Raw genomic sequence first — 16,746 nt, forward strand, 5'->3', positions numbered from 1 at the left:
GTTCAGAACTCGCCGTGCAGGCGGCCGGAGAAGATCGATACCGGGCCGCGGTCGGCGTTGTAGGCCGGATTGACGACGAACTGGTAGTCGGCGGTCGCGGTCAGCTTCGGGGTGATGGCATAGGCGTAATAGGCCTCCATCAGCCGCTCCTGCCGATAGTTCAGGCGACCGTCGCCGATCAGCACGCCCATGCCGCCCGCCGCGATGAAATCGCGATGGTCGCGCGACAGGGCATTGATCGCGCCGCCAATGCCGATGGTGTCGTCGGGGCGGCCCCATGACTTGCCTTTGATCGACAGGCCGCCCGACAGGCTGGCGTCGATATCGGTGAAAGCCATGATCTCGGTCTTGCCGTTATTCCAGCTCCAGCGGCCGAACAGGCCCACGGTGTCGCTCAGCGCCTGTTCGAGATTGACGACGTAGCCGTATTTGATGCGCCCTTCGCGCGTCGCGGCGATGTCGAGATTGAGCGCGGGGTTGTCGAGCGTCGCGCGGTAGCTGCCGGCGAACGCGCTGTTGAGCCATCCGATCGTGCGCAGTTTTCCCGGCTGGCCGAACAGCGTGTAGCGCTGCTCGAATTCGGCGACGTACTCACCGCGCCGGAAAAGATGCATGTCGAAATTGTTGGAATTGGATTCGGAGTCCATCAGGAAATAGCCGAAACGCAATGCCCAGTTTTTCTGGTTGAGTTCTGCGGTCGCGCCATAGGTGAGCCCGACCTTGTCGGCCGCATAGTCGAACGCGCCCGGTGCCCAGATCGCCCAGTTCATGAAATCCTTGCGGGGATCTTTCGCATAGGCGTTGCCATCGAAGACATCGACCACGGCAAACTTGCCGACCTGCACCGTGAGGCGGGAGACATCGGCCTTGCCGCTGAGTTGGGTCGGTCCGCTTTCAAGCGTCTCCTGTTCGCCGCCGAAGCCGAAGGTCTGGCGCACGAAGAGACGCGAGGGATTGAAACGCGGATAGGGAAAGCTCGATTTCTGCGCCTCGCCGCTGGAGAATCCGGCCAGGCCGACCGTGTCGCTGAGGCCGAATCCCTGCACAAGATCGGGATTGAAATATAACTCGCCGCCATCCCAGAGCCGCGCGTTGATGAAGAGGCTGTTGCTCCATGTCGCTTTGGCCTGCCCGTTCGGTGCAAGGCTGTTCAGGCCGGAATAGGGGGCGCGAAACGAAGGATAGGCCTGCATGAGATAGGTAGACTGGCCGGAGACTTCCCAGTTCGACGGGCCGCCGTCGCCAAAGTTGCTGTCGTTGCCGCCGACGAAGTCGAGCTTCCGGTTAAGCCCGAAGCGGACGGTCTGGAAATCGAACGAGCCTGCCGATTGCAGGCCTGAACCCAACTGCACATTCGTGCGACCATAATCGCTGTAGAGGTATTCGACCCTCGCGCTCCATTTCGGCCCGATCGCGTATTCGGCGCCGACGCCCGCAATCCATCCCGTTCGCAGCGACAACTTCTTCTCGTCGAAAGCCGGAGATGTGTACTCGAAGCGTTCGCCTGCGAATGCGAGGCCGCCGGTGACATAGAGCAGCCAGCGCGGTGCTGCGTAACCGAGCCGCGCGCGCAGTGATCCGGCGTAGTCCAGTCGTTCAGTCAGAATACCGTTCGCCGTTGCGGTCGTAGTGATAACCCCGCCGGAATCCAGATAGTCTGGAAAGGTCAGGTCGCCTTCGACGCCAAGCAAGACACGTGACGGCAGTACGACATTGTAGCCAGCCTGCACGCCAGCGGCGGCGGTACCGAAATGGTCATGCGTATTGTAGGCGGCGCCATCAAACACGTTCGCGCGCGAAGAGCCGAAGCCATAACCGAAATGTGCGCCCACATAGGCGCCGCTCCAGTCGAATGCAGGCGCGGCCTTGAACACTGGGTCTGCCGCGAACACAGCCGGGGACGGCAACGCAGCCGCCATTGCCGCCGCCAGCGCGCATGTGGCGGGTGTGCCGATTGAGAAAAAACGCGGGCGGCGAATCGCGGTCATAGGCCACAGGTGCCATGGCGCCAGCGGGTGCGCCACAGGTCGTTGTGGTGTGTGCACTGTCGTCAGGCCGTCACAGGACCGGTGCAAAAGGCGAGCGTTCTTCATGGCGGCAACCAACGCTATATGCGAATGATTGTCAACAGTATTGCGAGCAATTCGCAACTAGACAGGAGAACGACTTCCCCGATAGCCCGTTAAGTGGCGCGTCCGATCAGAGCAGTTTGGCGGATCGGTTCGTGCAGCCGCCCTCCCGCCCGGTCAAGGGCGGCTGAGCCGTTGAGAGCGGTCTAAGTGGGAAATTCTCAGGCGGTGGGGCGGTTCGCGAGACGCGCGATGTCGAAGGCATGAACGTCGGCGAGCAGTTCGCAGAACGCCCCGGCGCCATGCTCGATCAACTGCCGGCCCTTGTCCGCACTTGCCAGCGTGGCGTCGCCTGCGACGCCGCTGGGGTGCAGGTCCTGCGCCGCCCACGCGAAGGGCGCGGGCCGGTGCGGCGACAGCCAGCGGAATTCGCGCGCCATCGCGATGCTCGCAGGCTCGAAGTTGGCGATCTTGTCCTGACGCACCATCTCCGGCTGCGCCGCCAGCATGATCGAAGTCTCGATTGCGCCACCATGGATGCCGTGAGCGATTTCCTCGTCCGGGAAAAGTCCGTCAGGCGTGCCGAAACGGTGCCAGTTCGTCGTCACCGCGAGCATGCCGAGGCGGGAGCGCAGCTCCTGCGCGACAATCGCCATCGGCGCGCTGTTGCCGCCGTGGCTCGTCACCATAACGATCTTCTTTACGCCGCTGCGCGCGACGCTTTCGCCGAGCGACATCCAGTGACGGATGGCGACGTGATAGGGCAGCGTTACTGTACCCGGATAATCGATGTGCTCGATCGAGAAGCCGATGCTCTGGGTCGGCAGGAATGACGCCGGAATCTGCGCGGGAAGCAGCGCCTGCACGCGCGCGAGGTAGGCCTGCGCGATCAGCGTATCGGTGCCGACCGGCAGATGCGGGCCATGCTGCTCCGTCGCCGCCAGCGGCAGTACCGCGATCCATTGCCCTGCGGCTGCAGGATCGACATCCGGCCATTTGATGGCGGTCCAGTCGCGGGGTGGTGTGACACTCATGAATGAAGATATCTTTGGATGAGATGGCGCGGATCGATTAGAAGGCGATGGGCTCTTTCAGGAACCGGAGCCTTCGGCTTCTATCATGGGCCAGAACGACCAGCGGAGTCCAATCATGCAGCCTGCCCTTTCGTTGCGAGCGTTAACGGCGGCCGGCCTGCTGATCTCGCTTCTGATGCCCGCACAGGCGCAAACTCCACAGAAGCTCGACAAGGTCACCTTCGGCACCAACTGGCTGGCGGAAGGCGAGCAGGGCGGCTTCTTCCAGGCGCTTGCCGACGGCACCTACAAGAAATACGGCCTTGACGTGACGATCGTGCCGGGTGGCCCCAACGTCAATAACCGCATCCTGCTGCTGTCGAAGAAACTGGATTTCGACATCGCCGCCAACAACCTGCAATCGCTGGATGCGGTTGCGAACAAAGTGCCGGTGGTGGCGGTCGCGGCGATGTTCCAGAAAGACCCGCAGGTTTTCATCGCGCACCCGGAATCCAAGGTTAAATCGCTCGACGATCTCAAGCCGCTGACGCTGTTCGTCTCGAAAGAGGGGATGCCGACCTATTTTCAGTGGCTGAAAACCGAACACGGCTTCAGCGAGGATCGTGTCAAACCCTACACTTCCAACGCGCAACCGTTTCTGGCGAACCGCAACAGCGCGATGCAGGGTTATGTGACCTCCGAGCCTTTCGCCATCGAGCAGAAAGCCAAGTTCAAGCCGACGGTAATTCTGCTCGCCGATTACGGTTTCAACGCCTATTCGACCTTCATCGAAACAAGAACCGATCTGGTCGAGAACAAACCCGATCTGGTGCAGCGTTTCGTCGATGCCTCGATCGTCGGCTGGTACCATTATCTGTATGGTGACAACAAAGCGGGCAACGCGCTCATCAAGAAAATGAATCCGGACATGACCGACGCGATCCTGGATTACTCGGTCGCGAAAATGAAGGAATACGGCATCGTCGATTCCGGCGACACGCTGAAGAACGGGATCGGCGCGATGAGCGACGAGCGCATGGCGGATTTCTTCTCGACCATGGTGCATGCCGGGGTGGTGAAGCGCGATATCGATTTCCGCAAGGCCTATACGCTGCGCTTCGTCAACAAAGGCGTCGGGCTCGACCTGCGCCCCGCGCAATGACGGCGATTGTCTGCAAGGATGTCACGCGGCGCTACGCCAATGGCGTAGATGCGCTCGGCCCTGTCGATTTGAAAATCCGCGAAGGCGAATTCGTCTCGCTGCTCGGCCCCTCGGGCTGCGGCAAGTCGACCTTGCTGCGGATCATCGCCGGGCTCGATGCGCCGAGCGCGGGGAGCGTCACGGTCAACACCCGTGCGCGGTCATCCCGCAGCATTGGTTTCGTGTTTCAGGAGCCGACGCTGATGCCGTGGGCGAGTGTCCGCGACAATGTCTGCCTGCCGCTGCGGCTCAAAGGAGACACGAGCGCGGCAAGTCTTGCACGGGTCGACGATCTGCTGGTGCGCGTCGGCCTGCGGGAATTCGCCGGCGCCTATCCGCGCGAACTGTCCGGCGGCATGAAAATGCGCGCATCGCTTGCCCGTGCGCTGGTGACAGACCCGGATATCCTGCTGCTGGACGAGCCCTTTGCTGCGCTCGATGAAATTACCCGCTTTCGTCTCAATAATGATCTTTTGGCGTTGTGGCGCGACCTGCGCAAGACGGTGGTTTTCGTCACCCATTCGGTGTTTGAATCTGTCTTTCTGTCGCAACGCGTGATCGTGCTGACCGCGCGGCCCGGTCGGATTTTCACCGAGCGCCGGATCGATGCGCCTGAACCGCGCGACGAGAACTTCCGCACCTCGGCGTCATATGCCGGTTTCTGCCGCGAGGTCTCCGCTCTGCTGGGGCAGGCGAGCGCAGGGGAAAGCGGGCGGGTTGCCTGATGGGCCGGGATAGAGAGCAAACCAGATCGATGTTCACGCAGGATCGCTCGCTGCCGAAGGCGCTGCGCGTTCTGCTGCCTGTTATCGTCTTTGCTGTCCTGATGGGGATCTGGGAAACGACGGTCCGCCTGCGTGATATCCCTCCTTACATCCTGCCTGCGCCGAGCCTGATCCTGCAGACGCTGGTGAAGGATTGGAGCCTTCTGTTTGCCTCTCTGCTCGCGACGCTGCGCGCGACGTTGGAGGGGTTTCTGGCAGCGGTAGTCGGCGGCATTGGTCTTGCGCTGCTGTTCAACCGCTCAAAATGGGTGGAGGATGCGTTCTTGCCCTATGCGGTGATCCTGCAGGTCACGCCCGTCATCGCCGTCGCGCCGCTGCTGCTGGTCTATCTGCCGCAGCATCTGGCCGTGGTGGCCTGCGCCTGGATCGTCGCGTTCTTTCCAGTGCTGTCGAACACGTTGCTCGGACTGAAATCGGTTGACCGTAATCTCGTTGGACTGTTCACCTTGTACGACGCCTCCCCGGCTCAGAAACTGTGGCGGCTTCGTCTGCCCTCGGCGCTGCCTTACATCATGGGCGGCCTGCGGATCGCAGGCGGCCTGTCGCTGATCGGTGCCGTGGTGGCGGAAATCGCGGCGGGCTCCGCAGGCTCCGGCTCCGGTCTTGCCTTCCGGATCGCGGAGGCCGGATATCGCCTGAATATTCCGCGCATGTTTGCCGCGTTGGCGCTCTTGTCGGCTGCCGGGATTGTGATTTATGCCGGTCTCTCAGCGGTGTCGCGCCTCGTGCTACGACGCTGGCATGAGAGCGCAATTGAAGGGGACTGATGACGATGGCGAATGAAACGGCGAAACCCGACATCCTGATTTTTGGCCCGAAGAAGCCCTTGATCGAGCGCGGTCTGGCCGAGCGGTTCAACGTGCACATCTTCCACCACCCGGATGATCTCGCCAAACTCTCGCCAGCGCAGGCGCAAAACATCCGCGGCATGGCGATCACAAATCTGGTCAAGGCCGATAGCACGATGCTGGCGCGCTTCCCGAAACTCGAGATGATCGCTTCCTTTGGCGTGGGCTACGATCATGTCGATTTCCGCTATGCGGCAGAGCACAACATCGTCGTCACCCACACGCCGGACGTGCTGACCGACGAAGTTGCCGACACCGCCATCGGGCTTCTGATCGCGACGCTGCGGGAATTCATCAATGCCGACCGCTATGTGCGTGAAGGCCGCTGGCCCAAGCAGAATTATCGTCTCAGCCCGGGCTCGCTGCGCGACCGCACCGTCGGCATCGTCGGCATGGGCCGGATCGGGCAGGCGATTGCCAGACGCGTGGCGGCCTGCGACGTGCCGATCGTCTATCATTCGCGCAATCCGGCTGCTGGCGTCACCTTCAAGCATTATCCGAACCTGATCGAGATGGCGACGGAGGTCGATACCCTGATCGCGATTACCCCGGGCGGCGCTTCGACCGCGAAGATGATCAATGCCGACGTGCTGAAGGCACTGGGACCCCGCGGCGTCCTCATCAACGTTGCGCGCGGCTCGGTGGTCGACGAGGATGCGCTGATCGCAGCCCTCCAGGATGGAACGATTATGGCGGCCGGGCTTGATGTCTTCGCACATGAACCGAACGTGCCGGAAGCTTTCTTTGCGATGGATAACGTCGTGTTGCTGCCGCACATCGCTTCGGCGTCGGTGGCGACACGCGATGCGATGGATCAGCTTGTGGTCGACAATCTGTTGAACTGGTTCTCCGGCAAGCCGGCGTTGACCCCGGTGCCGGAGACGCCTTTCGGAAAGCGTGCATGACATTTCGCACCGCTGCGCTTGCTGTATGTGTCGCCGCAGGCTTTGGGTCTGCGGTGCCGGCGTTCGCGCAGGACGCACGCTCGCTCACCAAGGAGATGGTGGGACAATGGGAGCTTGCGACGGCAGGGCGCGACCGGACCTGCGTGGTGACGTTGAAGAACGATGAGGTGCCGCTCGGCATGAAACTCGATCTCGAAAAAGGCTGCGAAGAAGCCCTGCCGTTCACGGGATCGATTGCATCGTGGACGGTGAAGGGCCTCGATATCGTTCGCTTTCAGGATGCGAAGGGCGAGTCCGTGCTGGATGTCTCCGAAGTCGAGAACGGCATCCTTGAAGGCGTCCGCAGCGGCGAGGGCGTCTACATCCTGCAGGGTCTCGCAGCCGCGCGTGCGCTGTCGAAGTCGACCGACCAGATGATCGGCGACTGGGCGATGGTGCGCGGCAACGGGAGCCCGATCTGTGGCCTGACTCTCACCAACAACGAGGCGGGTACGCCGGAAAACTTTCAGGTTTTCCTCAAGCCGAAATGCGATCCTGCTGTGAGCCGCTTCGCGCCGGTGATGTGGCGGATCGAGCGCGGCGAAATGCTGCTGATCTCGGCGAGCGGCGAGGTCTGGCGGTTCGGCGCCGACGATCATGCGCAATGGCGGCGGATCCCCGACAGCGCCGATCCGTTCATCATGGTGCGCCAGTAAAGCGCGCAACGCGCACGGCTACATCAGCTTCATGCCCTTGAGGCTCGAATGGCCATTCTTTCCGACGATGATGTGGTCGTGCACGGAGATGCCGAGCGGGGCCGCGATCGCGACGATGGATTTCGTCATCTGGATGTCGGCCTGCGACGGTGTCGGGTCGCCTGATGGATGGTTGTGGACGAGAACGATGGCGGTTGCCGACAATTCCAACGCGCGCTTCACCACTTCGCGGGGGTAGACCGGCGTATGATCGACGGTGCCGACCTGCTGCAATTCGTCGGCGATCAGCTGATTGCGCTTGTCGAGAAACAGGATGCGGAATTGCTCTTTGTCGGCAAAGGCCATCGCGGCGCGGCAATAGTCGATCACGCTCGACCATGACGACAGTACGGTGCGCTGCTTGACCTGACCCTTGGCGACGCGGCTCGCGGTCGCGGCGATCAGCTTCATTTCGGTCACGGCGGCATCGCCCAGCCCGCTGATTTCGCGCAGTCGCGCCTCGGGTGCATGGACCACCTCGGCGAAGGAGCCGAATTTGGCGATCAGGGTTTTCGCCAGCGGCTTGACGTCGCGCCGTGGCAGCGCGCGAAACAGCACCATTTCCAGCAATTCGTAATCGCTGAGCGCGTCGGGGCCCGCATCGCGAAAGCGATCCCGCAATCGTTCCCGATGGCCGTGATAATGCGGCGCTTCGGAGAAACCAGACTTGTCTGACTGATCGTCAGCGTTTTCAGGCATGGGCTGGCACGTCGCGAACTTACACGACCACCATGCCGAGCCTGCCATCTTTTGCAAGGCGGCAATTGCGGCGCGTCCGCTACGAAATCAGGCGGCGTTGTAGGGAGGCTTGTCCAGCTTGCCGGGGGAGAGCGTGAAAATCTCGACCCCGTCCTGTGTCACGCCAACGGAATGTTCGAATTGCGCTGACAGCGACCGGTCCCGCGTCACCGCAGTCCAGCCATCGGAGAGAATCTTCACATGCGGCTTGCCGAGGTTGATCATCGGCTCGATGGTAAAGATCATGCCGGGGCGCAGCATGACGCCGTCTCCCGGCTTGCCGATATGGATGATGTTCGGCTCGTCGTGAAACAGCCGGCCGAGGCCATGACCGCAGAAATCGCGGACCACGCTCATCTGCTGCGGCTCGACAAAGCTCTGGATCGCATGACCGATGTCGCCAGTAGTCGCGCCCGGCTTCACAGCGGCAATGCCACGCATCATCGCCTCGTAGGTCACGTCGATCAGCCGCTCGGAACGGCGCGAGATCGCGCCCGCGGTGTACATGCGGCTGGAATCGCCGTACCAGCCATCGACGATCAGGGTGACGTCAATGTTGACGATATCACCTTCCTTCAACTGCCGATCGCCGGGAATGCCGTGGCAGACGACATGGTTGATCGAGGTGCAGGTGGAGTGACGGTAGCCGCGATACATCAGGGTCGCGGGAATGGCATCGTGCGCAATCGCGAATGTCTGGACGAACTCGTCGATCTCCGAAGTCAGAACGCCCGGCCGTACGATCGGCACCAGTTCGTCGAGGCATTTGGCGGTCAGCGCGCCGGCTTTACGCATTCCGGCGAAGGCGGCCGGGCCGTACAGCTTGATCTGGCCGGTCTTGCGCGCGGCAGCTTGGGTAGCATCAACGTAGTTCATGAAAAGTCTGGCTTCGAAGGGGTTGCGGGCACACCGGCCGGATCACGCTAATCTAATGCCTTACGGGTAATTCGCAACCTTTGCGCGCAGGCCGGAGCTTCGAAATTAGACGGGCTTGGCGGCCGCGCCCGGGATGTTGTCGGTTGGAACTTCGACGATGGTTTCCACCGGTAGCGCCCCGCTGCGAACCCGCAGTTCGCGCACCGGATAGGGCACACGGATGTTTTCCTTCTTGAAGGCGGTCCAGAGCGCCTGCATGACCGCGCTTTTGACATTGTCCATTCCGACGTCGAGGTCGGCGACCCAGAAGGTCAGCGCGAATTTCATTCCCGTTTCGGCGAATTCGGTCAGCAGGCAATTCGGAGCCTTGAAGGTCGCGACATTCTGCGTGTTGCGGGCGATGTCGACAGCAAGCTCGCAGACCCGGTTCGGGTCTGCTTCGTAATTGGTGGCAAAAGTGACTTTCACCAGCATGCTTTTGTCAGTGTAGGTCCAGTTGATGACACGCTGGGTGACGAGATCCTCGTTCGGAATCAGAATCGAGCGCCCGTCGCCGGGCGCGACCGAGATGTAGCGGGTGTTCATCGAGCTGATTTTCCCGGTACTGTCGCCGATGGTCACGAGGTCGCCCGGCTTCACCGATTTGTCCGCGAGCAGGATCACGCCGCTGATGAAATTGGCGATGATCTTCTGCAGGCCGAAGCCGAGGCCGACGCCGATCGCTCCCGAGAACAGCGCGAAGGCTGATAGGTCGATGCCGACCGCCGACATCACCATGGCGATGGCGACGACCACGAGCGCGACCCGCACGAGCTTGATCAGCAGGACTTGAACCGACGGGGTGAGATCGTGCGAGCGGACGATCCGGGCTTCGATGAAGTTGCCGGCCGCGCCGACGAGCCACATCGCGATCGAAAGCAGGACGGCCGCCTTGATGAGCAGGAGCGGGGTCAGCCGCAGCGCGCCCAAGGTGATCGAGATCGAATCGAGCGCATTAGCGACGTCGTCCAGTCGGCCGATGATGCTCAGCGCCGCCACGGCCCATGCTGCGATGGAGACCACGCGGACTACGAACTCGTTGCGGATAACGCTGGTGGCAACGCGGATGATAAGCCAGGCGGTCGCGAGATTGACCGCTGTCGACAGGACGTAGCCGCGATAGAGCAACCCCGTCTGGACCATGATCAACCGCGATATTTCGGCCAACAGGGCAAAAATGATCGTGCCGGCACGTTGCATCACTGTCCGGGCGAGCAGCCTCAGTGGTGCCGGCCAGCCCATCGTCAGCGAAGTAATGTCAAATCTGGTCCGCAGGCCGCTACCGAGCGCGAGCGAGATACCGGCTGCGACCAGGATGATGCCGAACTGCAGATAGAACCACGGCGAGGTGATTTCCCCGCCGATGGATTGCATCGTGCGGTTCAGGGCGTCTCGCAGGTCGTCCCAATCCATTGGTAGATCCCGTCAGATGGAGGCAGGGGGCATCTTTTCATGCGGCCTTGCGACGCGGGCGTCAATATCGGTAAGGGCTGCATATGGGTCGTGCAGGTCGCGACGCGATGCGTTTGGCGCCGGAAATCCGGCACATTTGTGATGCCGATTTTATTTGGCGATCTGCCGTGGCCACTATAAGCAAGGTGGAAGCGCAAGTCGAAAGTCCCCGCCGCCCATGGCCATTCTCGATTCCGTCAGTCTCTCGATCCTGCTCGGCTCCGTGCTGATCATGGCTGGCATATTATCGAGCTTGCTGGCGCTTCGGTTCGGCGCACCGTTGTTGCTGGTCTTCCTTGGCCTCGGTCTGCTCGCGGGCGATGGCGGGGTCGGCAAGCTCAAATTTGACGATGTCAGGCTCGCCTATCTGGTCGGCTCCACAGCGCTGGCGCTGATTCTGTTCGACGGCGGACTGAAGACGCGCTTTCAGAGCATCCGCGCCGTTATCGCGCCCTCGGCAGTGCTCGCGACCGTGGGCGTTCTGATAACGGCGCTGCTGACAACCCCTATCGCCAAGTATGTACTCGATCTGAGCTGGATCGAGTCCTTCCTGCTTGGGGCGGTGGTCGCATCGACGGATGCCGCAGCGGTGTTTCTGCTGGTCCATGCGCAGGGCCTGCGCCTTCGTCCGCGCATCGGTGCGACGCTGGAGGTCGAATCCGGCACCAACGATCCGTTTGCCGTGTTTCTGACGATGGTACTGGTAGAGTTCCTGTCGCTCGGAAAAGGCTCGGCCTCGCACATCTTCTGGCAGTTCGCGCAGGAAGCGGTGCTCGGCATGGTCATCGGATTTTTGGGTGGCCGGCTTGTCGTGTTTGCGCTCAACAAGATATCCCTGCCGCAGGGCCTGCATGCGCCGTTCGTTACCACGGCGGCGCTGGTGATTTTCGGCTTCGCGCAGATCGATCATGCGTCCGGTTTTCTTGCGGTCTATCTCGCCGGGATCGTGATCGGAAACCGCCCCACGCGCGCTCACAATTCCGTGCTGACGTTCCTTGATGCCGCGACCTGGCTTGCGCAGATCGTGATGTTCGTGCTGCTCGGCCTTCTCGCGTCGCCCGACAAGCTGGCGGTGGTGGCTCTGCCGGCGCTGGCGGTTGCACTTGGGCTGATGTTCTTCGCGCGGCCGGTGGCGGTGTTTCTCTGCCTGACGCCTTTCCCCTTTCAACTGCGCGAAAAGATATTCATCTCCTGGGTCGGCTTGCGCGGTGCCGTCGCGATCTTCCTCGCGTCGATTCCGCTGCTTCTCGATCTGCCGAAGGCTCAGATCTACTTCAATGTCGCGTTCATCGTCGTTATCGTCTCCCTTCTGTTACAGGGGTGGACGCTCGGGTTCGCGGCGCGGCGGCTGCACGTCGCTCTGCCGCGTACTGATCGCGGCCCGCGACGCATCGAACTGGATCTGCCGGGGCAGCTCGAACAGCAATTGGTCGGCTATGCCGTGCGACCCAACAGTCTGTTCCTGAAGCGAGGACTGATCCCGTCGTGGTCGAAGCCGACGCTGGTTATCCGCGAGGAGAAGATCTTGTCCGCCGCGGAAGCCGCGCCGGTTCAGAAGGGCGACTATCTCTACCTGCTTGCGCCGCCGGAGAAGGCTGACGCGCTCGACCGTTTCTTCGTCGATATGGCGCCGGTGGCGGCTCCCGATCCGAACCTGCTCGGTGACTTCATGCTCGCGGGCGACGTAACGCTGGATGCGGTGGCCGAAGTCTATGGCATCGATGTGCCTGCGAATTTGCGATCACTGACGCTGGCGGATTATTTCGACATTCATCTGGACGGTGCGCCCCGTGTCGGCGCGGCGCTACCCCTTGGGTCCATCGCCCTGGTGGCCCGTGGTCTCGGTGGTAACCGCGTCAATGTCATCGGCCTGCGCCTGTCGCAGGATGAAAAGCCCATCCGCGTGCCCCGGCGTATCCCAGCGATCCAGCGCAAGGTCTTGCGGGCCTGGAAGAGGTTATCGGGCACCTAGCGCTCGTGTTTCAGAGCGCGCGGGACGGGATCAGCAACGGCCCGTCCGGCGTCTCGATCCGGTGCACGGAGATGTTGAAAATCTGCGCGATGCGTTCCGGCGTCAGCGCCGCCCCCGGCGTATCGTTGGCGATGATACGGCCTTCATCCATCAGAACCACGCGGTCGGCGAAACGCGCCGCCAGCGTGAGATCGTGAATGATCGCCAGCACCGCCGCGCCCCGATGGGCGATGCCGCGCAGCAATTCCATGACGATGAGCTGGTGACGTTCGTCGAGCGCGGCGATCGGCTCGTCGGCGATCAGCACCGAGGCCTGCGTCGCGAGCGCGCGTGCGAGCGCGACACGGGCGCGTTCGCCGCCGGACAGCGTGGTGACGATGCGGGTGGCGAGCGTGTCGGTCGTGGTCGCTTCCATCGCGCTCAGGATGGCGGCGCGATCCTCGGGCGTGACTTGCGAAAACGGATCGGCATGCGGCTCGCGCCCGAGCGCGACGATATGCTCGACGCTCATCGGCCAGTGGAATTCATGGCCTTGCGGCAGATAGGCCAGCGCGCGGGCGCGTTCGCGCGTACTCATGGCGGCCAGCGCCGTGCCGTCGAGGCTGATATTGCCCTGCGACGGAATAAGCCCCGCCATGGCGCGGGCCAGCGTGGTTTTTCCGGCACCGTTCGGCCCGGCGAGCACTGTCAGTTCGCCTGCGTTCAGCACGAGGCTTGCATCGGTCACGATGGTGCGCGCCCCGCGGCGGATGGTGAGGTTGTCCGCGTGCAGGCGCGGTGCGGTGTCGGGCTTCATGCCGATTCCTCCAGCACCTGACGTTCGCGGAAGATCATCACGATGAAGAACGGCACGCCGATCAGCGCGGTGATGACGCCGATCTTGATCTCCAGCGGTCCGGGCACGAGCCGCACGATGATATCGGCGGCAAGCAGCAGCGCGGCGCCCGCCAGCGCGGAGGGAAGCAGTGTGCGGGCCGGATCGGAGCCGTAGAACCGCCGCACCAGATGCGGTGCGACAAGGCCGACGAAGGAGATCGCGCCCGCCACAGACACCGCCGCGCCGACACCGAGCGCCACGCCGATCACGACCCAGATCCGCACGCGTCCGACATTGACGCCGAGCGAGGTCGCCGCATCCTCGCCGAGCGTCAGCGCGCGGAAGGCGCGGGCGTTTGCCGCGAGCACGATCCAGCTTGCAATCATGAATGGTGCCGCGATCCAGACATGGATCATGCTGCGGTCTCGCAGCGAGCCGAGCAGCCAGAATGCGATTTCCAGTGCGATGTAGGGATTGGGCGCGAGATTGAGGACGAGTGCGATGGCAGCCCCTGCGAGGCTTGCGAGCGCGAGGCCCGCGAGCAGCGTCATGGTCAGCGAGGCGCGTCGCCCGGCGATAGCAACCAGCGCGCCGACCGAGAGCAGCGCGCCAAGGATGCCGCCGAGCGGCACGGCGAGCGAAATAGGGCTCACAAGTCCGAAGGCCATCAGGCCCGCGGCGGTGGCGGCGGCGGCCTGCGGCGCGCCGAACAGCGACGGTTCGGCGAGCGGGTTGCGCAGCAGTCCCTGCAGCGACGCGCCCGCAATCCCGAACGTCGCGCCGATCAGGGTCGCGAGCAGTGTACGCGGCAGGCGCACGTCGCGGACGATGATCGAGGCGACGCCCTGATCGGAGAATAAAGCCTTTGCTACGGTCTCTGCGCCGAAATGCGCCGGTCCCGTCATCAACGACGACGCGAACAGCACCGCAACGAGGGCGGCAAGCAGGAGGCTGAGTAGACTTCCCTGTCGGTCGAAGGCCATGCGATCCGGGTACGATTCAGGGCGCCAGCGGCTGGCGCGATAGGATGGGCGTGGCATAACAGGGCCCCGCGATCAAGAAAATGGCGAACAGGGACATGCCGGCCCGGAAAACATCAGTTTGCGCAGCGTTGATCTTGCTGCTGGCGAATATGGTCTGCAGGGCTGCGGAGCCGCCGAAGCGCGTGGTATCCTTCAATCTATGTGCAGATCAGTTGCTGCTGACGCTGGCTGATCCTGCGCAGATCGCAGCGCTGTCACCCTATGCGACCGATGCCACGCTGTCGGTCACGGCGAAGCAGGCAGAGGCTTTTCCGAAAATCGACTGGAACTCTGAGTCAGTGGTCAATTTGGCTCCGGATCTTGTTCTGTCCGGCTTCAGTGATCGGCCGACGCAGGCCATTCTTGCCGCGACGGGGCTTCGCGTGGTGCAGGTCGCGCTGGTGCGCAATCTTGCCGAGGCGCGCGCGCAAGTGCGTGAGATTGCCACGCTTCTCGGCCATCCCGAGCGCGGTGAGATCCTCGCCGAAAAACTGCGTCGGGCGGAATCGGACCTGAAAGCGGTCGCTTTGAATCCGCCGCGCACCGCCATCGTCCTGCAGCGGGAAGGCTACACGGAAGGCACAGAGAGCCTTGTCGCGTCGATGCTGGCTGCGGCTGGATTGAAGCCGCCGCCGAATGCGCGCGGCGGCATCGGCGGCTTCATGGATATGGAAACGCTGCTCACGGCAGGTCCGGATATTCTGGTGCTGCAGGAGACGGCGAGCCACGCGAGCGATCAGGGCGCATTGTTTCTCACGCATCCCGCGCTGCGTGCGCGCTACAACGAGACGAAGCGCATCAATCTGCCGTCGCGTTACACGCTGTGTGGCGGCCCTGCGCTGCTCGAAGGCCTCGGTGTTCTGAAGGATGCGTTGAAGAAACTGCGTTAGGGCGTTTTAAGGTGGAAGAATCTCCGGCCCGCCCTGCGCGACGATGCGGCCGCGCTTGAGCATCACCACATGCCCGGCAAGACGGCGCGTCTCGTCCGGGTCGTGGCTGACATAGACCATCGGGATATTCTCCTCGTCACGCAGCCGCTCGAGATAGGGCAGGATTTCAGCCTTGCGGTCCTGATCGAGCGATCCGAGCGGTTCATCGAGAAGAAGAAGGCGCGGTTTCGAGAGCAACGCGCGGCCGAGCGCGACACGCTGGCGTTCGCCGCCGGACAATTGCCCCGGCCGCCGCATCAGGAGATGGCCGATATCCAGAAGGGCGAGGATGTGCTGCAAATGCGCGGCATCCGGTGCGAGCTTGTTCATGCGCCGGCCGTAATCGAGATTCTGCGCGACGCTGCGGTGGGGAAACAGCCGCGCATCCTGAAACACGTAGCCGATGCGCCGGCGATAGGGCGGCACGTGCAGGCCTTTGGTGGTATCGTCCACCGTCTCGTCACCGATGGCGATAATGCCGCGATCCGGTTTCGACAGGCCGGCAATCATGTTGATGATCGAGCTCTTGCCAGCGCCGGACGGCCCGAACAGGCCTGTGACGGGGCTGTCGCTCTGGAATGCGGCTTCGAGCTTCAATTCGCCGAGCTGCTTGGTGACGTCGATGCTCAGCATGTCACAGCCCGTGAATGCGGCGCAGTGCGCGCCGTGCGAAGAATTCCGAAGCAATCAGTGCCCCGATGGCCATGACGGCAGAGATGATGACGAGCCGCAACGCCGGCATGTCGCCTTCCGGCGTCTGGATCAGCGAATAGATCGCCGATGAGATGGTTTGTGTTTCGCCCGGGATGTTCGAGACGAAGGTAATGGTTGCGCCGAATTCGCCTAGCGCCTTGGCGAAACCCATGATCATTCCAGCGACGATGCCGGGCAAAGCAAGTGGTAGCGTCACGGTGAGAAACACCTGCCAAGGCGTGGCGCCGAGTGTGCCCGCAGCCTGCTCCAGCCTGCGGTCGATCGCCTCGATCGACAGCCGCATCGGCCGCACCAGCAGCGGAAAGGACATCACGCCGCAAGCCAGCGCGGCGCCGGTCCAGCGGAACGAGAATACGATGCCAAGGTAATGGTCGAGGAAGCCGCCGATCGGGCCTTTTCGGCCGAAGCTCAGCAGCAGAAGATAACCGGTGACGACGGGCGGCAGCACCAGCGGCAGATGGATCACCGCGTCAAGGAGCGCTTTGCCCCAGAAATCGCGACGCGCCAGCAGCCACGCCACGGCGATGCCGATTGGCGTGGATACCAGCGTGGCGACGACGGCGACACGAAGCGAAAGCTCGATCGCCGTCCATTCTTCAGGAGTGATGTCGAACACAGTCGTGCGCGATGTC

16 protein-coding genes are annotated in these 16,746 nt (G+C 62.6%); 7 read left to right on the top strand and 9 right to left on the bottom strand.

Annotation, left to right across the window (positions count from 1 at the left end; genetic code table 11):
• Positions 1–2 precede the first annotated feature (2 nt).
• Together HMPREF9697_RS15895 and HMPREF9697_RS15900 are read right to left on the bottom strand one after the other, a co-directional pair.
• Positions 3–1,988, bottom strand: a complete 1,986-nt coding sequence (locus tag HMPREF9697_RS15895) for a carbohydrate porin (RefSeq protein WP_040307983.1) — start codon at positions 1,986–1,988, stop codon at positions 3–5.
• 302 nt (positions 1,989–2,290) lie between these two features.
• Positions 2,291–3,103, bottom strand: a complete 813-nt coding sequence (locus tag HMPREF9697_RS15900) for a creatininase family protein (protein WP_002718263.1) — start codon at positions 3,101–3,103, stop codon at positions 2,291–2,293.
• A 115-nt stretch (positions 3,104–3,218) separates the two neighbouring features.
• Between HMPREF9697_RS15900 and HMPREF9697_RS15905 the strand changes: the two genes are divergently transcribed.
• From HMPREF9697_RS15905 to HMPREF9697_RS15925, 5 genes are read left to right on the top strand one after another with little or no spacing between them, the layout of a single operon-like run.
• Positions 3,219–4,244, top strand: coding sequence for an ABC transporter substrate-binding protein (locus HMPREF9697_RS15905; RefSeq protein ID WP_002718264.1), 1,026 nt, complete (start codon positions 3,219–3,221; stop codon positions 4,242–4,244).
• Positions 4,241–5,008 (top strand): ABC transporter ATP-binding protein, encoded by a 768-nt coding sequence (locus HMPREF9697_RS15910; protein ID WP_002718265.1) that lies wholly within the window; start codon positions 4,241–4,243, stop codon positions 5,006–5,008. Before HMPREF9697_RS15905 ends, HMPREF9697_RS15910 begins: the two co-directional genes overlap by 4 nt.
• A 29-nt stretch (positions 5,009–5,037) precedes the next feature.
• Entirely contained in the window at positions 5,038–5,835 is a 798-nt protein-coding gene (locus tag HMPREF9697_RS15915; RefSeq protein ID WP_002718266.1) for an ABC transporter permease, read from the top strand.
• A gap of 5 nt (positions 5,836–5,840) precedes the next feature.
• Positions 5,841–6,821, top strand: a complete 981-nt coding sequence (locus HMPREF9697_RS15920; protein WP_040308314.1) for a 2-hydroxyacid dehydrogenase — start codon at positions 5,841–5,843, stop codon at positions 6,819–6,821.
• The gene (locus HMPREF9697_RS15925) at positions 6,818–7,516 is read left to right on the top strand and encodes an AprI/Inh family metalloprotease inhibitor (RefSeq protein WP_002718268.1); all 699 of its coding nucleotides are present in this window, start codon (positions 6,818–6,820) and stop codon (positions 7,514–7,516) included. Before HMPREF9697_RS15920 ends, HMPREF9697_RS15925 begins: the two co-directional genes overlap by 4 nt.
• A gap of 18 nt (positions 7,517–7,534) precedes the next feature.
• On the opposite strand, the gene radC is transcribed toward HMPREF9697_RS15925, so the two are convergent.
• The 3 genes from radC to HMPREF9697_RS15940 form a co-directional block, all read right to left on the bottom strand.
• Positions 7,535–8,254 carry a RadC family protein gene (gene radC / locus HMPREF9697_RS15930; RefSeq protein ID WP_002718269.1) on the bottom strand — a complete coding sequence of 240 codons (720 nt, stop codon included), beginning with the start codon at positions 8,252–8,254 and terminating at the stop codon, positions 7,535–7,537.
• Positions 8,255–8,341: 87 nt separating this feature from the next.
• Positions 8,342–9,169, bottom strand: coding sequence for a type I methionyl aminopeptidase (gene map / locus HMPREF9697_RS15935; protein WP_002718270.1), 828 nt, complete (start codon positions 9,167–9,169; stop codon positions 8,342–8,344).
• 105 nt (positions 9,170–9,274) lie between these two features.
• Positions 9,275–10,621: a mechanosensitive ion channel family protein gene (locus HMPREF9697_RS15940; protein ID WP_002718271.1), complete on the bottom strand. Its 1,347-nt coding sequence runs from the start codon at positions 10,619–10,621 to the stop codon at positions 9,275–9,277.
• Positions 10,622–10,838: 217 nt separating this feature from the next.
• Between HMPREF9697_RS15940 and HMPREF9697_RS15945 the strand changes: the two genes are divergently transcribed.
• Positions 10,839–12,632 carry a potassium/proton antiporter gene (locus tag HMPREF9697_RS15945; protein WP_002718273.1) on the top strand — a complete coding sequence of 598 codons (1,794 nt, stop codon included), beginning with the start codon at positions 10,839–10,841 and terminating at the stop codon, positions 12,630–12,632.
• A gap of 10 nt (positions 12,633–12,642) precedes the next feature.
• Here the strand turns inward: HMPREF9697_RS15945 and HMPREF9697_RS15950 are convergent, their stop codons facing one another.
• Positions 12,643–13,428 carry an ABC transporter ATP-binding protein gene (locus HMPREF9697_RS15950; protein ID WP_002718274.1) on the bottom strand — a complete coding sequence of 262 codons (786 nt, stop codon included), beginning with the start codon at positions 13,426–13,428 and terminating at the stop codon, positions 12,643–12,645.
• Positions 13,425–14,432 (bottom strand): FecCD family ABC transporter permease, encoded by a 1,008-nt coding sequence (locus tag HMPREF9697_RS15955; protein ID WP_002718275.1) that lies wholly within the window; start codon positions 14,430–14,432, stop codon positions 13,425–13,427. The genes HMPREF9697_RS15950 and HMPREF9697_RS15955 overlap by 4 nt, the downstream gene beginning before the upstream one ends.
• Positions 14,433–14,581: 149 nt before the next feature.
• Here HMPREF9697_RS15955 and HMPREF9697_RS15960 point away from each other — a divergent pair, with 149 nt between their 5' ends.
• Entirely contained in the window at positions 14,582–15,361 is a 780-nt protein-coding gene (locus HMPREF9697_RS15960) for an ABC transporter substrate-binding protein (RefSeq protein ID WP_430642225.1), read from the top strand.
• A 6-nt stretch (positions 15,362–15,367) separates the two neighbouring features.
• Here HMPREF9697_RS15960 and modC read toward each other — a convergent pair whose 3' ends face one another.
• Together modC and modB are read right to left on the bottom strand one after the other, a co-directional pair.
• Entirely contained in the window at positions 15,368–16,033 is a 666-nt protein-coding gene (gene modC / locus HMPREF9697_RS15965) for a molybdenum ABC transporter ATP-binding protein (protein ID WP_002718277.1), read from the bottom strand.
• A gap of 1 nt (position 16,034) precedes the next feature.
• Positions 16,035–16,730 carry a molybdate ABC transporter permease subunit gene (modB, locus tag HMPREF9697_RS15970; RefSeq protein WP_002718278.1) on the bottom strand — a complete coding sequence of 232 codons (696 nt, stop codon included), beginning with the start codon at positions 16,728–16,730 and terminating at the stop codon, positions 16,035–16,037.
• Between the last annotated feature and the right edge of the window lie 16 nt (positions 16,731–16,746).

It is taken from the genome of Afipia felis ATCC 53690 (assembly GCF_000314735.2).
Taxonomy (GTDB): domain Bacteria; phylum Pseudomonadota; class Alphaproteobacteria; order Rhizobiales; family Xanthobacteraceae; genus Afipia; species Afipia felis.

What these genes read in the sequence shown, in the direction of transcription:
- HMPREF9697_RS15895 (WP_040307983.1), bottom strand. Translation starts at nt 1,988, where the DNA reads ATGACCGCGATTCGCCGCCCGCGTTTTTTCTCAATCGGCACACCCGCC.
- HMPREF9697_RS15900 (WP_002718263.1), bottom strand. Translation starts at nt 3,103, where the DNA reads ATGAGTGTCACACCACCCCGCGACTGGACCGCCATCAAATGGCCGGAT.
- HMPREF9697_RS15905 (WP_002718264.1), top strand. Translation starts at nt 3,219, where the DNA reads ATGCAGCCTGCCCTTTCGTTGCGAGCGTTAACGGCGGCCGGCCTGCTG.
- HMPREF9697_RS15910 (WP_002718265.1), top strand. Translation starts at nt 4,241, where the DNA reads ATGACGGCGATTGTCTGCAAGGATGTCACGCGGCGCTACGCCAATGGC.
- HMPREF9697_RS15915 (WP_002718266.1), top strand. Translation starts at nt 5,038, where the DNA reads ATGTTCACGCAGGATCGCTCGCTGCCGAAGGCGCTGCGCGTTCTGCTG.
- HMPREF9697_RS15920 (WP_040308314.1), top strand. Translation starts at nt 5,841, where the DNA reads ATGGCGAATGAAACGGCGAAACCCGACATCCTGATTTTTGGCCCGAAG.
- HMPREF9697_RS15925 (WP_002718268.1), top strand. Translation starts at nt 6,818, where the DNA reads ATGACATTTCGCACCGCTGCGCTTGCTGTATGTGTCGCCGCAGGCTTT.
- radC (WP_002718269.1), bottom strand. Translation starts at nt 8,254, where the DNA reads ATGCCTGAAAACGCTGACGATCAGTCAGACAAGTCTGGTTTCTCCGAA.
- map (WP_002718270.1), bottom strand. Translation starts at nt 9,169, where the DNA reads ATGAACTACGTTGATGCTACCCAAGCTGCCGCGCGCAAGACCGGCCAG.
- HMPREF9697_RS15940 (WP_002718271.1), bottom strand. Translation starts at nt 10,621, where the DNA reads ATGGATTGGGACGACCTGCGAGACGCCCTGAACCGCACGATGCAATCC.
- HMPREF9697_RS15945 (WP_002718273.1), top strand. Translation starts at nt 10,839, where the DNA reads ATGGCCATTCTCGATTCCGTCAGTCTCTCGATCCTGCTCGGCTCCGTG.
- HMPREF9697_RS15950 (WP_002718274.1), bottom strand. Translation starts at nt 13,428, where the DNA reads ATGAAGCCCGACACCGCACCGCGCCTGCACGCGGACAACCTCACCATC.
- HMPREF9697_RS15955 (WP_002718275.1), bottom strand. Translation starts at nt 14,432, where the DNA reads ATGGCCTTCGACCGACAGGGAAGTCTACTCAGCCTCCTGCTTGCCGCC.
- HMPREF9697_RS15960 (WP_430642225.1), top strand. Translation starts at nt 14,582, where the DNA reads ATGGTCTGCAGGGCTGCGGAGCCGCCGAAGCGCGTGGTATCCTTCAAT.
- modC (WP_002718277.1), bottom strand. Translation starts at nt 16,033, where the DNA reads ATGCTGAGCATCGACGTCACCAAGCAGCTCGGCGAATTGAAGCTCGAA.